Consider the following 14,103-nt stretch of genomic DNA (forward strand, 5'->3'; position numbering starts at 1 on the left):
ATACGCCTTGAACTCACCAAACTGCTTGGTGATCGCCGCCGTCAGCGTCGTCTTGCCGTGGTCAACATGCCCGATCGTGCCGATGTTCACGTGCGGTTTCGAGCGGTCAAACTTTTCCTTTGCCATGTCTCAAGGCGCCCTGTGCTGTTGGAGGGGCCATGACGGCCCGCGTGAATACTAAAAGACTGCGCGCGCACATATTGGGTTGCGGCGGGGAAATCAAGCCTTGGTGGCTGTTACGGGGCGCGTCGCGTTCAGCCGTCCGCCGGCGCATCCCCGGCCGGGCCGGCATCATCGGGCGCGACATCACCGGCAGGGGCGGCGGGTGCGGGGGCGCGCGCTGTTGCCTGCGTGCCCTCGAACCAGCCCTGGGTGCGCTTTTGCGTCACCAGCCAGGCCTCGATCTGCCGAACGGCATTGCGCACCAGCGTTTCCATCTGCTCTTCGCGGGTCCGGGTATGGCCCGACCCGACCACGGTGTCACCCGAGAGTTCCTCAAGCACGGTAAATCGCTTGGGCTTGGGGTTCAGCTTGCGCGCCTTCGCATCGTCCCAGACGGTGACCTGCACCAGCAGCACCGATTTCGGCGCCGCCACCACCGGCACGCCGGGCAGGGCCAGGACATAGCCGTCGACGCTGACGCCGAGGTGATAGAGCCGCGTGCCCTCGTATCCCGAAAAACGCCGGTCGATGGCCGTGCTCATCGCCTCTATCCATTCTTCGGCGCCGGCCTCGCGCGAGAATGGGCCCTGCACGAGGTTGGGCGCGACGACGATATTGTGCCCCAGCCGGAAATCGCCCAGGTCGGGGCGCGGCGCATTCTCGCCACCGGTGCTCGCGCAGGCCGCGAGCACCATCAGGACAAGGCAGAGACACAGGCGGCGCAGCATTGACAGTCCTCCCCAGGGCGGTCGGTTCAACCCCGATAGCGCAGCCGCGCCCGCATCGCAATCTTGCCACTGCTCGTCCGGCAGGTTTGCCGCCCGCCGCACGCCCGCTATATCATGGGCACCGGGAAAGGGAGCCCCGCCATGACCGTGCAGACAGCCCACGACGCAGTGCCGGCAAAGGTGCCGCTGGTGACCGAACCGATGGGCATCCTCGGCAGCCTCGGCGCGGTGCGGCGCAACGTGCTGTCGATCATCCCCGACATCGCCACCCGCCAGCCGATGGTTTCGGGCCGCACGGCCAAGCGTTGGCACATGGTGATGGACCCCGGCGCGATCCGCCGCATCCTGCTGGAAAACCTGGACAACTACCCGAAATCGCTGGTCACCAAGAACCTGCTCAAACCCGCCATCGGCGAATCGCTTTTTATTGCCGAAGGGGCGCATTGGCGCTGGCAGCGGCGCACCGCTGCGCCGGCCTTTTCCCATCGCAACGTGATGAACCTGGCCCCGGTGATGACGGCCGCCGTCGTACGCAGCGCCGAACGCATCGAAGGCACGCAGGGCCGCGCCGTGGACGTGGCCGCCGACATGGTGCGCACCACCTTTGACGTGATCGCCGAGGTGACGTTTTCGGGTGACGGCAGCTTCGACGCCGATGGCGTGCATCGCGGCATCGACGCCTATATCGCCGAGGCGGGGCGTGTTTCGCTGCTCGACATCCTTGGCGCGCCCAACTGGGTGCCGCGCCCGGGGCGGCTGTTGTCGTCGCGCGGGGCGGTGCGCGAGATGCACCGCGTGGCGGATGAGGCGATCGAGGCAAGGCGCATCCGCGGACCCGGCCCGGTGCCCGACCTGCTGGACCTGCTGCTGGCGGGCGAAGACCCGGAAACGAAACGCCGGATGAACACCGCCGAGCTGCGCGACAACCTGCTGACCTTCATCGTCGCGGGGCACGAAACCACGGCGCTGACGCTGGGCTGGGCGCTCTATCTCTGCGCCTTCGACCCGCAGGTGCAGGATGCCGCCCGCGCCGAAGTGATGAACGTGCTGGGCGCTCGCCGTTCGGTGACGGGCGAGGATGTCGAGCATCTGCCGCTCATTCGCCGGATCATCAACGAGGCGCTGCGCCTCTACCCGCCGGCGGGCATGATTTCACGCACCGCGATGGCCGCCGACACGCTGTGCGGGCGCGAAATCCGCCCCGGCGACACGATCATCATCCCGATCTACGCGCTGCACCGAAACCGGCTGTTGTGGGAGGACGCGGATGCTTTCCGCCCCGACCGTTTCACCGATCGCAAGCGCATCGAACGTTATGCCTATCTGCCCTTTGGCGACGGGCCGCGCATCTGCATCGGCGCCTCTTTCGCCCTGCAAGAGGCGGTGATCGTGCTCGGCACGCTGCTGCGGCGGTTCCGTTTCACGCCGGTCGCGGGCAAGGCACCCGCACCGGTGATGATCCTGACCCTGCGCCCCGAAGGCGGCGTTTGGCTGGAGGCTGAGGCGGTTTGAAAGGCCGCCCGAACAGCGCCGAATACGGCGGGCTGGCGCTTTGCCTACGCGAACAGGTCATCTGCGGCTGCACGTGCCTTGGCACTCTTCGCGCCATCCCATGAAAGATGACCCGTGACCGTAGTGACTGGTTCTACTATCGTAGACGCCGAGAGTGACGAGCCGACTGATGCCGAGAGTACTGCCAGCTGCGATGTGCATGGCGGCGACGACGGGATCGCGTTCTGAATCTGTCTTGAAGGGACCGCCTGTTGCGTTTAAACGGGCGGTCGCGTGCCCCATTAGCTCAGCTGGTAGAGCAGGTCCTTCGTAAGGACAAGGTCGGCGGTTCGAGTCCGTCATGGGGCACCACTTTCCTCCTTGCCAAATCACCCAGATACCCTGCATCATACACTCGAACAAAATAGGATCACGAAGCCGCGAGAATGAGGCGATGACCGCATACGCATCCGCGCCGCTGACGAAGACTTCGCAGACGTGCGCCTTGATATTGTTCGGTTTGCTGATCCCGATGGCGACCGCCGCGCGCCCGTTTGTTCACTGACGAGAATGTTGAACTCTGTTCGCTGGAAGAACTCGAACTGATGATAGCATCTACCTACGAGACGTGGCGTGAGGTGCTTGAGGAGCGGGAACGTGCAGAACGTGGTCGGGCGACCGGCACCGGGCCGCTGATCTAAGCCGCACCTGCAAATTCTCGAAACACCTAAAGTTTTGATAATTTTGTAGAAAACGTCAAGCAGAGCACTCATTACGAATGGCGTGCCCTGCCGACCGCCACGGGAAAACACCTATTTTCTATCTTCGGTGTCCGTTTCCTCAGGCGGATCGCTCACGAGTTCGGCGTCGGTGACTGTTGTCTCGTCGGTCGTGTCTGGCGTGTCCGCGTCGTCGCTCGCCTCGCCCTGGTCCTCGATTGCGCCGACGATCAGCGGCAGCATCTCGATGCCCGTGGCGCTGCCGGTGGCGGCGGCGGGCGGGGTGCGCCAGCTGAGCGTGTCGAAGGCGTGGCAGTTCTCGCAGGCGGGCACCCATTCGGCGTGGATGTGGTGGCACTTGTCGCAGACCCACTGCGGCCCGCGGGGGGCGGCCAGGGCGCGGGCCAGCCAGCCCTTGACCACCGCGTCGGGCGCGCCTTCGCCGCGTTCGATGGCGGCCATCAGCGTCAGCACGCGGGCGTCGGGGTCTTCCTCGGCCAGGTTGCCCAGCGCACGGCGGGCGGCGGGAAAATCCTCGGCCGCGAGTTGCAGCTCGGCCTCGATCAGCCGGGTTTCACGGTGATCGGGATGCGCCGACAGCAGCTTGCCGAACCGTTTCAGCCTTTGTTGCGGGCTCTCGTCCGGCTCGATCTCGGCAAATACGGCCGCCAGGTCGGGGTGGGGCTGGGCGGCCCAGGCCTTGCGGACGATCCGCGTGGCATGGCGCTTGGAGCCGTCGCGCAGATAGGCCCGCGCCGCCATCGCCGCCGCCGGCACCAGGTCGGGCGACAGGCGGTTGGCCTCGATCGCCTGTTCGCGGGCCTCGATATCCTTGCCCTCGTCCAGGACGTCGCGCGCCTCGGTCAGGGCCAGCACCGCATCGCGGCGCTTGTGCACGTCGCGGGGCAGAGCGCCGTATTTGAGCTTGGCGCGCAGCGTCTCGCGCGCACCGGACCAGTCGCCGGTTTCGGCCTGAAGTTCCAGCAGCGTATCCTGCACTTCCTGGTGGCGGGGCTTGAGCGCAAAGGCGGTCTGCGCCAGTTTCAGCGCGGTCTCGGTGTCGCCGTCGGCCAGCTTTTGCCGCAGGATGCCACGCACGCCGACAAAGCGGGTCTTTTCGTTGGTCAATAGCTGCTTGTAGACCTCTTCGGCCTTCTTGCGGTCGTCGGTCATTTCGGCCGCCTGTGCGATCAGCAGATTGGTCAGCGCAGGTTTCTTGAGATAGCGTTCGGCGCGGCTGGCCTTGGCCATCGCAACCTGCCCCTCGCCCGAGGCGAGCGCCATCATCCCCTCGGACAGGGCGCGATAGCCCTTTTCCTGGCGATTGCGGTCAAAATAGCGCGAGATCGCGGTTTCATCCCCGTTGATGAAGCGCAGGACCGCGACCAGCAGCGCGACCAGCTTCAGCAGCAGCCAGACCGCCAGGATCAGAACGATCAGCGCCACGACCGCGGTGAGCGGGGTCAGGTTGAACTCTTGCCCGGCGATGACGATGCGCACGCCGCCCTCGAGTTCGAGCAGATAGATCGCGGCAAAACTTGCCACCGCGACGAGGGCGATGAATACCGCGATCTTGATGATGGACCAAAGCATAGGCGTGCGCCTTTTCTATGTCGTCAGTTCAGCTCTTCGCTCAGTTTCTGAGCCGCAGCCACCACCGCCATCCGGCTTCGGGCGTCTGTGGCCCAGTCGGCCAGCTCAGTGCGGGCGGCATCCGGCAGGGCGTCGATCTCGGCCAGCGCGTCGGTCAGCCGGCCATCGCGCATTGCCGCCTCGGCGCGTGACAGGATCGCGTCGGGGTCGCCCCCCTCTCGCGGCTCCAGCGAGCGAACCCCCAGTACGTTGCGCAGAAAGGCAGTGGCGCCACCTGTTTCGCCGGTCTCGACGGCGGCGGCGCGGCCAGCCGCCAGCGCGGCGCGCGCGGCATCGGGAAACCGTGCCTGCAGATCGGCCAGGGTGGCCACGCCATCGGCAGCGCCGTGCGTCAGGGGGTCGGGTATGGTGACACCCGCCGCCTGCAGATCGGCCAATGCGGAGGCATAGCTGCTGCCGGTATCCAGCGCCGTCAGGATGCGCGCCAGCGCCGCCCGGCGCATGGTGGCCTGAGCGGTTTCCTCGGCGTTCTCTTCCTTTTCCTCTGCCTGCGCGATCATCCCGGCGATTTCTGCACGCTGGGCTGCCATCGCCTGTTGCAGCTTTTCCAGCTCTGCCTCGTAGGCGGCGACGGCGGCGTCTGATGCACCTTCGGTCAGCGATTGCGATGACAGGCCCTCGACCCGGTCGGCCAGCTCGCCAAGGCGGTTTTCGGTATCGGTGATGCGGGCCGACAGCGCGCCGAGGGCATCGCGCAGCTCTGCCTGCCCGGCCTCCAGCCCCGATGTGTCAGGGGCCTCGGTGGCGGCGAGTTGCGCCGACAGCGCGTCGATGCGCTCGGCCTGGGCCTGCAGTCCTTGCGAGGTTTCGGTTTTCAGCGCCTCGATATCGGCCTTGCCGGGCAGGATGCCTTCGGAGCTGAGGTAATAGCCCGCACCCAGCCCGATCGCGCCGGCGACCACCCCACCCAGCAGCAACGGAAAGAAACCGCCCTTGCGGATCACGACCTGTTCGGGCGCTGCCGGGGGTGGGGGCGCGTCGCTGACGGAATCAGGCGTTTCATCCGTCGTTTCCGTGTCGGTGATGTCGGTCTCGGCTGCGTCCGGTTCGGCGTTGACGCCATCGTCCGGCTCTGCCGGTGTTGCATCGGGTTCGGCGCCGTCGTCCCCTTCGGTGACGGGGGCGTCGGTTTGCGGCGCGCCGGCCTCGACCGGGGGGGAATCGCCGCCTTCGGTCTTGGCCGGATCACGACCCTCTGAAGACGGGTTCGACGACGTTGTTTCTTTCGCCAATGTCCTGACCTTTGTGGAACCGCTCTCGCGTGATATGCCGATCAAGTCTACTTGGACCCGGTGCCAGTCTCAACCCGCTTCACCGCGTCGACAAGCGCCAGGGTCGCGGCCAGCATCGCCTCGGCAGTGGGGGCGTCGGTCACGATCAGTTGCGCGGCGCGGTCCGGCGGCACGCGGTCGGCGGCGTTGCGGCTGATCGCGGCGATATGGAGCGGGGCGCCATGCGACGCGGCCTCGAACAACAGCGCCGCGCTGCGGGGCGAAAACAGCGGCAGGATCACGGGCGCATCGCCGGAAAGCAGGGCTTTGGCCTTGGCATTCAGTGGTTGTTGCCGCTGCCGGTAGACCACGGTTTCGTCCGTCTCGTACCCGGCGGCGGACAGCTCCGCCACCAGGTTGGCGGCGACGTGTTCACCGCGCAGGTAATGGATGGGGCCGTGGGGGCGATCGGCAAGAATACGCGCAAGCAGCGCCCGCGCGTCCCCGCCGCCATCCACGGCCGCAAACCCGGCGGCGCGCGCGGCGGCGGCGGTGGTGGCACCGACGCAATAGCAGACAGGCCGCATCACCTGTGGCAGATCAGCCAGGGCGGAAACCGCGTGAACCGAGGTCAACACCAGCGTGCCGGTGCGTGACAGGTCGGGCAGCGCGCCCGCCACCCGTTCGATCCGCAGGATGGGCGATGTCACGATCTGCACCCCGGCCCCCAGCCGCGCGCGCAGTTTCGCGGCAAAATCGACGGCCGCCGGTTCGGGCCGGGTAATCAGGATCGAAAACGCCATCAACGCCGCCACAGTTGTTTGTGCCCCCCCGCGGTGTTACCTGCCAGAGAGAGAGGGCGCAACGGACGGCGCGATGACCACACCGCTGACAATCCTGGGGCTGGAAAGCAGCTGCGACGATACCGCCGCGGCGGTGCTGCGCATGGCGCGGCCGGGGCAGGCAGAGGTGCTGTCGTCAGTGGTGCACGGTCAGGGCGACCTGCACGCCGCCTTTGGCGGGGTGGTGCCCGAGATTGCCGCGCGCGCCCATGCCGAAAAGCTGGATCATGCGGTGCGAGAGGCTCTGACACAGGCGGATATTGGGCTGGATTGCATCGACGCCATCGCGGTGACGGCGGGGCCGGGGCTGATCGGCGGGGTGCTGGCCGGGGTGATGTGCGCCAAGGGACTGGCCGCCGGTGCCGGGCTGCCGCTGGTCGGCGTCAACCATTTGGCCGGTCACGCGCTGACGCCGCGGCTGACCGATGGTGTTCCCTATCCCTATCTCGCGCTGCTGGTTTCCGGCGGGCATTGCCAGCTCTTGCAGGTGCGCGGCCCGGACAATTTCACCCGCCTCGGCGGCACCATCGACGACGCCCCCGGCGAAGCGTTCGACAAGGTGGCGCGCCTCTTGGGCCTGCCCCAGCCCGGCGGGCCCGAGGTCGAACGCGCGGCAAAGGCAGGACATGCGGGGCGGTTTGCCTTTCCGCGCCCGCTGCTGGACCGGCCGGGGTGCGACATGTCCTTTTCCGGGCTCAAGACAGCGGTGCTGCGCGCGCGCGACCGGATCGTGGCCGAAAAGGGCGGGCTGACCCGCACTGACAGGGCCGACATCTGCGCCGGGTTCCAGGCGGCGGTGGCCGATGTGCTGGCCGAAAAGACCCGCCGCGCGCTGGCAATCCATACCGAGGGGCTGTGCGGGCGTACCGTGCTGGCCGTCGCGGGCGGGGTTGCGGCGAACACCGCGATTCGGGCCGGGTTAGAGACTGTTTCAGCCGAATTCGGGGCCGATTTCGTTGCGCCGCCCTTGGCGCTCTGCACCGACAACGCGGCGATGATCGCCTATGCGGGGGCAGAGCTATACGCTGCCGGGCGGCGCGATGACATGACGCTTGCCGCGCGGCCGCGCTGGCCGCTGGATGCGGGGCAGCCGGCCTTGCTGGGCGGCGGACGCAAAGGGGCCAAGGCATGATCAGGGTGATGGGTGCGGGTGCATTCGGCACGGCGCTGGCGGTGTCGCTGGCCGAACGCGGGCCGGTGACGCTGTGGGCGCGCGATGTGGGCCACGCGCAGGAAATGGCGCGCGCCCGGCGCAACGACCGCCGCCTGCCGGGGATCGACCTGCCCGACGCGGTGACAGTGGTTTCGGGTCCGATAGAGCCGAGCAAGGCAGAGGCAACCCTGCTGGCGGTTCCGGCGCAAACCCTGCGCAGCTTTTGCACCGAACATGCCGGCGGCCTGGCCAATGGCGCGCCGCTTGTCACCTGTTGCAAGGGGGTTGAGCTGGCCACCGGCCTGCGCCCAAGCCAGGTGATTGCCGAGGTGCTGCCGGGTGCGGCCTGCGCGGTGCTGACGGGGCCGTCATTCGCCGGGGATATCGCCCGTGGTCTGCCCACCGCGCTGACGCTGGCCTGCGCCGATGCGGCGGTGGGGCAGCGGCTGCAGGCGGGGCTTTCAACCTCGGTCTTGCGGCTCTATCGCAGTTCGGATGTGATCGGCGCCGAACTGGGCGGCGCGCTCAAGAACGTGATCGCCATCGCCAGCGGCGCGGCGATGGGTGCCGGGCTGGGCGACAGTGCCCGCGCCGCGCTGATGACCCGTGGCTTTGCCGAGATAGTGCGCGCGGCAGAGGCGATGGGCGCCGCGCGCGACACGCTGTCGGGGCTGTCGGGGTTCGGCGACCTGGTGCTGACATGCACCTCGGAACAGTCCCGAAACTATCGTTTTGGCCTGAGTTTGGGTCGAAACGAGGCATTCGACCCCGGCGTCACGGTCGAAGGCGCCGCCACCGCGCAGGCAGTCTGCGACCTGGCCGCGCGCGAGGGGCTGGACCTGCCGATCACGCAGGCCGTGATGATGCTGGTTTCGGGCCGATTGCGGGTCGAGCAGGCGATGGATATGCTGCTGAAAAGACCATTGAAGGAAGAATGAATGCTCGTCGCTCTTATCGCCCGTGACAAGCCGGGCGCGCTGCAGACCCGGCTGGACAATCGCGAGGCGCACCTTGCCTATATCAAGCAGACCGGCGTCGTCGCCCAGGCCGGCCCGTTCCTGGACGGGGATGGCGCGATGTGCGGCTCGCTGGTGGTGCTGGACGTACCCGACATGGCCGCGGCTGAACGCTGGGCCGAAGACGACCCCTATGCCAAGGCCGGGCTGTTCACATCGGTCGAGCTGATCCGCTGGAACAAGGTGATCTGACAATGCGCTATTGGCTGTTCAAATCCGAACCGTCGACCTGGGGCTGGGATGACCAGTTGGCCAAGGGTGATGTGGGCGAGGAATGGGACGGCGTGCGCAACTATCAGGCCCGCAATTTCATGCGTGAGATGAAAGTGGGCGATCTGGGTTTCTTCTATCACAGCCAAAAGGAAAAGGCCGTGGTCGGCACCGTCGAGGTGATCGCCGAGGCCCACCCCGACAGCACCACCGACAATCCGCGCTGGGAATGCGTCGATATCCGGGCGGTGGAAACGGCCCCCAATCCGGTGACGCTGGAGACAATCAAGGCCGATCCGCGCCTGTCGGAAATGGTCCTGGTCCGCAATTCGCGCCTGTCGGTGCAGCCGGTGACGCCAGAGGAATGGCGCATCGTCTGCGATCTTGCCGGGCTTTCCGCGACCAAATGACGCCTGCCCGCCTGGGGCCGTGACTGGCACCCTTGCCGAGCCGTCAGGTTCTGACGATGCCGGAGTGCGAAACCATGACTAAGAAACCCGATGAGACCCTGCCGCTGGTCTATGCCTGCTCGGGTTGTTCCAGCGCGGCGCAGATGGCCAACGACCTGGCGCTGAGGCTCGACCGTTCCGGCCTGGCCGAGATGTCGTGCATCGCCGGGGTGGGCGGGGACGTCAAACCGCTGGTGCGCACCGCGCAATCCGGCAGGCCGATCCTGGCGCTGGATGGGTGCCGGCTGAATTGCGTCAAATCCACCCTGGCCCGACATGGGGTGGAACCCGCGCGCCATGTCATGCTGGCTGAACACGGCGTGCGCAAGACACTGCACGCCGATTACGACATGGAAGAGGCCGACCGCGTCTATCAGGGTCTTGCGCGCGACCTGGCGGTGCAGCCCCTGATGGCGGATGCGGATTGACGGTCTGAAAACAGTAAACGAAATCAACGGAGGATGCCGGACAGACGACCGGCACCCCCCGTTCCCCACGTGCTCCCTACACACCACACGCGAAACTGAATTGAGGTTGCGGCCGTCCTGGCCCTTGCCGGTATTCTAGCTCATCGGCCTGCGTCGGCCAAACCCTCGATATCTGCAATTCGCCTAAAATCAGTCCGAACCGCGCCGCCGCGCGTTAGCAACAAGTTGAAATGTTAAGCCATTGCTAATGCTCGCCATGCTAGCCCGGTTCCGGGTGGTGAAATGGTGGTGAACATGACTGCGCCGGGTGACAACGCTGCGCCGATCATCATCAGACGGAGAAAGGTCATCAAGGCTGGCGGCCATCATGGCGGCGCCTGGAAGGTGGCATACGCCGACTTTGTGACCGCGATGATGGCATTTTTCCTGCTGATGTGGCTGTTGAACGCAACGACGGAAAAACAACGCAAGGGGATCGCGGACTATTTCAGTCCGACCATTCCGATCAACCGCATTTCCGGCGGTGGTGACGGGGATTTCGGCGGTGACAGCCTGTTTTCGGAAAACAGCCTTGCGTATAATGGCGTCGGCGGCAGCCGGCGCGCGGTCAGCGAGGAAGAACGCAACCGCGGCGACCTGGGCCTGAGCGGCGAGGGTGCCGAGGGTGCGCCCGAACCGAACCGCCCGAGCGCCGAACCAGCCGGAGAATTCGCCGCTGTCAGCGAACACCTGCAGGGCCGCAGCGGCGAAAGCGAGGTCTCTGCCCAGATGCTGCGCCACATGCGCACCCGCGTCACCGACGAGGGACTGATCATCGAGCTTTTCGATCTGGACGGCGCGCCACTTTTCGACCCTGACACCGCCGAAACGACACCGCTGCTGCGCGATCTGGCCGCGCTGGTGGCGTCGGCCGCTGGGTTGGTCACAAACGGTGTCGCGGTCGAGGCGCATACCCGCGCACGCCCGATCGTCGCCGCCGAAAACCCGGCCTGGAATCTGTCAGCCGCACGCGCGAATGCCATGCGTGCGCTGCTGGAAGAACAGAAGCTGGAGACCGGGCGCCTGCGCCGCGTGACCGGCCACGCCGACCGCGAACCGGCGATCACGAACCCGCTGGCGATCCGCAACAACCGGATAGAGGTGATCCTGCTGCGGTCGGATACGCCGCGCGAATGATGCGGATTTTAGCTGTTAGCCTGCTGTTAAATCATCGCCCCTAGCCTGTGTCGTGAACGTATCCGATACAGCAGAAAGGTGTATCCATGACGATTTCCTCTTCGCTGAACGCCGGCGTCTCCGGGCTCAACTCCAACGCGATCCGCCTGGCGGCCATTTCCGATAACATCGCCAACTCCGGCACCTACGGCTACAAGCGGGTCGAGGCCGATTTCGGCTCGCTCGTGCCATCGACTTCGGGCGGCGCCTATTCGGCCGGCGGCGTACGGGCCACGACCCAGCGCCTGATCGACGACTGGGGCTCGCTGATCACAACCGACAACGCCACAGACCTGGCGGTGAACGGGCGCGGGATGCTGCCGGTGGCCATGCTGAGCGAGGTCAATGTTTCCGGCAGCGACGCACAGATGCTGCTGACGACGACCGGATCGTTCCGCACCGATGCCCAGGGGCGGCTGGTCACCGAATCGGGGCTGGTGCTGCTAGGATGGCCGGCCAATCCTGACGGTTCCGTTCCCGAATTTCCGCGCGATACCGACAACGGGCTGGAACCGGTCCGCATCAACGCCAGCCAGCTCAGCGGTGAACCCACCACGCGGATCGGCCTTGGCGTCAACCTGCCGGCGACCGCCACTCAGTCGGATTCCACCGGCGCCAGCCAGACCCTGTCGGTGGAATATTTCGACAATATCGGCATATCGCAGAGCCTGGATTTCGAATTCACGCCGACAGTGCCAGCCAGCGGGTCGTCGAACGAATGGACGATGGTGCTCACCGATTCGGCGCAGGGCGGCGCGGTGGTCGGCGAATATGTCCTGACCTTCGACGATGCGCGCACCTCTGGCGGCACACTGTTGTCGGTGACCGCCACCACCGGCGGCGCATATGACGCGAACACCGGTTCGGTCATCATCAATGTCGATGGTGGCCCGATGGAACTGTCTCTCGGCATGCTGGGGTCCGCCGACGGTCTGAGCCAGCTATCCGACAGTTTCGCGCCGCTCTCGATCGACAAGGATGGCACGCCGGTCGGCACGATGGTGTCGGCAGAAGTCGACCAGAACGGCTATGTTCATGCCTATTTCGACACTGGCGCGTCCCGGATCATCTATCAGGTTCCGCTGGTGGACGTGCCCAACCCCAACGGGATGGTGGCGATGGGGCACCAGACCTATCTGCCCTCGCCCGATAGCGGGCCGTTCTTCCTGTGGGATGCAGGCGGTGGTCCGACCGGCGAGGTTGCCGGCTATGCGCGAGAGGAATCAGCCACCGACATCGCCGGCGAACTGACTGCGATGATCCAGACCCAGCGCGCCTATTCGTCGAACGCCAAGGTCATCCAGACCGTCGACGAAATGCTGCAGGAAACCACCAATATCAAACGCTGATCGGCGGGTATGGCGGACTAACCAAAAGGATAACCGATGAGTATTTCAAGCGCCCTGACCAACGCGCTGAGCGGGCTGACCGCCAATTCGGGGCAGGCGCAGGTCGTCTCGGCCAACATCGCCAACGCCCTGACCCCCGGATACGCGGCGCGCTCGATGGAACTGTCGGCGCGGGCGGTGGGCGGTTCCGGCGGGGTGGCAATGCAGGGGGTCGTGCGCAGGGTGGACCCCGGATTGCTGAGCGCCCGGCGCGGCGCCGATGCCGAGCTGGCGGATATCGCGGTCAGGGCCGGGTTTCAGGCCGATCTGGAACAGTTGGCGGGCGGCCCCGACCAGCCCGATTCGCTGACCGGCCGGCTGGCCGCGTTGCAGGCGGACCTTGTCACCGCTGCCGCCGCACCCGAGGACGAGACCCGCCTGCAGGCAGTGGTGCAACAGGCCGGCACCCTGGCCGACAAGCTCAACGACATGTCGCAGAGCATCCAGCAATGGCGCAGCGATGCCGAAGCCGGGATCGAACAGGCGGTCTCGAGCGCCAACGTGCACCTGCACGAGGTTCACGCGCTCAACCTGCGCATTTCCGAAGCGGCCAGCACTGGCCGGCCCACCGCGGGTTTCGAGGATCAGCGCCGCGTCGCGCTTGACCAGCTGGCGGAACTGGTCCCGTTCCGTCTGGCCACACGCGACCATGGCGCCGTTGCCATCTATACCACCGATGGCGCGGTGCTGCTCGACAGCCGCCCGGCCGAACTGGGCTTTCAGGCCGTCAACGCGATTGTGCCCCACATGACCGTCGAAAACGGGCTGTTGAACGGCCTGACGCTGAACGGCCGGGCAATTGCGCCGCCATCCGGTGGCGGCCGGATCGCCGGGCTGTTCGAGTTGCGTGACGAAATGGCGACCGATGCGCAGGCGCAGCTGGATGCGCTGGCGCGCGACCTCGTCGAACGGATGCAGGACCCCGCGCTCGACCCCACCCGCGCGCCCGGCGATGCCGGGCTGTTCACCGATGCGGGCGCGACCTTTGATCCGGCCGATGAAACCGGTCTGGCGCAGCGCATATCGCTGAATGCCCAGGTCGATCCAGATGCGGGCGGGGCCGTGTGGCGTCTGCGCGACAGACTTTACGCCAGCGCACCGGGCGATTCCGGGCAGGCATCGCTGTTGCACGACCTTTCCGCCGCGCTTGACGGGCGGGGCGCACTGGCGTCAGGCGAACTCGGCGCGACCGAACGCAGCTTTTCTGGCCATGCCGCGACACTGGTGTCGCGTATCGGCCAGGACCGTCTCTCGCTTGACCAGAACATGGCATCGACGGCGGCGCAACAGGCTGGCCTGCTTGAGGCCGAGCAGGCGATGGGCGTCGATACCGATGCCGAGATGCAGCATCTGCTGCTGATCGAACAGGCCTACACCGCAAACGCACGGGTGATCGAGGTGATCGGAGGGCTGATAGATGAACTGCTGGGGATCTGAG

The 14,103-nt window shown here is 66.4% G+C and carries 14 protein-coding genes, 1 tRNA gene and 1 pseudogene; 11 read left to right on the plus strand and 5 right to left on the minus strand.

Going from position 1 to position 14,103, the window contains the following annotated elements; translation table 11 throughout:
* Both DL899_RS12445 and DL899_RS12450 read right to left on the minus strand, forming a co-directional pair.
* Positions 1-126: GTP-binding protein (locus tag DL899_RS12445; RefSeq protein ID WP_239494700.1), on the minus strand; the 126-nt coding region annotated here is incomplete at its 3' end.
* Between the two features lie 128 nt (positions 127-254).
* A complete protein-coding gene (locus DL899_RS12450) occupies positions 255-890 on the minus strand; it encodes a hypothetical protein (RefSeq protein ID WP_204355305.1) in 636 nt (211 codons plus the stop codon).
* 141 nt (positions 891-1,031) lie between these two features.
* Between DL899_RS12450 and DL899_RS12455 the strand changes: the two genes are divergently transcribed.
* The 3 genes and pseudogenes from DL899_RS12455 (at position 1,032) to DL899_RS20280 (ending at position 3,082) form a co-directional block, all read left to right on the plus strand.
* On the plus strand, positions 1,032-2,402 hold the full coding sequence (locus DL899_RS12455) for a cytochrome P450 (RefSeq protein ID WP_239494695.1): 1,371 nt from the start codon (positions 1,032-1,034) through the stop codon (positions 2,400-2,402).
* 275 nt (positions 2,403-2,677) lie between these two features.
* Positions 2,678-2,753 (plus strand) — tRNA-Thr (locus DL899_RS12460).
* A gap of 96 nt (positions 2,754-2,849) precedes the next feature.
* Positions 2,850-3,082: pseudogene (locus DL899_RS20280) on the plus strand (hypothetical protein).
* Between the two features lie 111 nt (positions 3,083-3,193).
* On the opposite strand, the gene DL899_RS12470 reads toward DL899_RS20280, so the two are convergent.
* From DL899_RS12470 to DL899_RS12480, 3 genes are read right to left on the minus strand one after another with little or no spacing between them, the layout of a single operon-like run.
* A complete protein-coding gene (locus DL899_RS12470; RefSeq protein WP_111734688.1) occupies positions 3,194-4,693 on the minus strand; it encodes a heme biosynthesis protein HemY in 1,500 nt (499 codons plus the stop codon).
* 23 nt (positions 4,694-4,716) lie between these two features.
* Positions 4,717-5,985 carry a COG4223 family protein gene (locus tag DL899_RS12475; RefSeq protein WP_111734689.1) on the minus strand — a complete coding sequence of 423 codons (1,269 nt, stop codon included), beginning with the start codon at positions 5,983-5,985 and terminating at the stop codon, positions 4,717-4,719.
* Between the two features lie 47 nt (positions 5,986-6,032).
* Positions 6,033-6,767, minus strand: coding sequence for a uroporphyrinogen-III synthase (locus tag DL899_RS12480; protein WP_111734690.1), 735 nt, complete (start codon positions 6,765-6,767; stop codon positions 6,033-6,035).
* A 73-nt stretch (positions 6,768-6,840) separates the two neighbouring features.
* On the opposite strand from DL899_RS12480, the gene tsaD reads away from it, so the two are divergent.
* The 8 genes from tsaD to flgK all read left to right on the plus strand — a co-directional run bounded on the left by tsaD (position 6,841) and on the right by flgK (position 14,102).
* The gene (tsaD, locus tag DL899_RS12485) at positions 6,841-7,938 is read left to right on the plus strand and encodes a tRNA (adenosine(37)-N6)-threonylcarbamoyltransferase complex transferase subunit TsaD (RefSeq protein ID WP_111734691.1); all 1,098 of its coding nucleotides are present in this window, start codon (positions 6,841-6,843) and stop codon (positions 7,936-7,938) included.
* Entirely contained in the window at positions 7,935-8,897 is a 963-nt protein-coding gene (locus tag DL899_RS12490) for an NAD(P)H-dependent glycerol-3-phosphate dehydrogenase (RefSeq protein WP_111734692.1), read from the plus strand. The genes tsaD and DL899_RS12490 overlap by 4 nt, the downstream gene beginning before the upstream one ends.
* Positions 8,898-9,167 (plus strand): YciI family protein, encoded by a 270-nt coding sequence (locus tag DL899_RS12495; RefSeq protein WP_111734693.1) that lies wholly within the window; start codon positions 8,898-8,900, stop codon positions 9,165-9,167.
* Positions 9,168-9,169: 2 nt separating this feature from the next.
* The gene (locus DL899_RS12500; RefSeq protein ID WP_111734694.1) at positions 9,170-9,595 is read left to right on the plus strand and encodes an EVE domain-containing protein; all 426 of its coding nucleotides are present in this window, start codon (positions 9,170-9,172) and stop codon (positions 9,593-9,595) included.
* Positions 9,596-9,669: 74 nt separating this feature from the next.
* Positions 9,670-10,062 (plus strand): putative zinc-binding protein, encoded by a 393-nt coding sequence (locus DL899_RS12505; RefSeq protein WP_111734765.1) that lies wholly within the window; start codon positions 9,670-9,672, stop codon positions 10,060-10,062.
* A gap of 294 nt (positions 10,063-10,356) precedes the next feature.
* The gene (locus tag DL899_RS12510) at positions 10,357-11,238 is read left to right on the plus strand and encodes a flagellar motor protein MotB (RefSeq protein WP_111734766.1); all 882 of its coding nucleotides are present in this window, start codon (positions 10,357-10,359) and stop codon (positions 11,236-11,238) included.
* A gap of 86 nt (positions 11,239-11,324) precedes the next feature.
* Positions 11,325-12,626 carry a flagellar hook protein FlgE gene (locus tag DL899_RS12515; RefSeq protein WP_111734695.1) on the plus strand — a complete coding sequence of 434 codons (1,302 nt, stop codon included), beginning with the start codon at positions 11,325-11,327 and terminating at the stop codon, positions 12,624-12,626.
* A 36-nt stretch (positions 12,627-12,662) separates the two neighbouring features.
* A complete protein-coding gene (gene flgK, locus DL899_RS12520) occupies positions 12,663-14,102 on the plus strand; it encodes a flagellar hook-associated protein FlgK (RefSeq protein ID WP_111734696.1) in 1,440 nt (479 codons plus the stop codon).
* Position 14,103 lies beyond the last annotated feature (1 nt).

The sequence above is a fragment of the Roseovarius amoyensis genome, assembly GCF_003260265.1.
Classification (GTDB): Bacteria; Pseudomonadota; Alphaproteobacteria; order Rhodobacterales; family Rhodobacteraceae; genus Roseovarius; species Roseovarius amoyensis.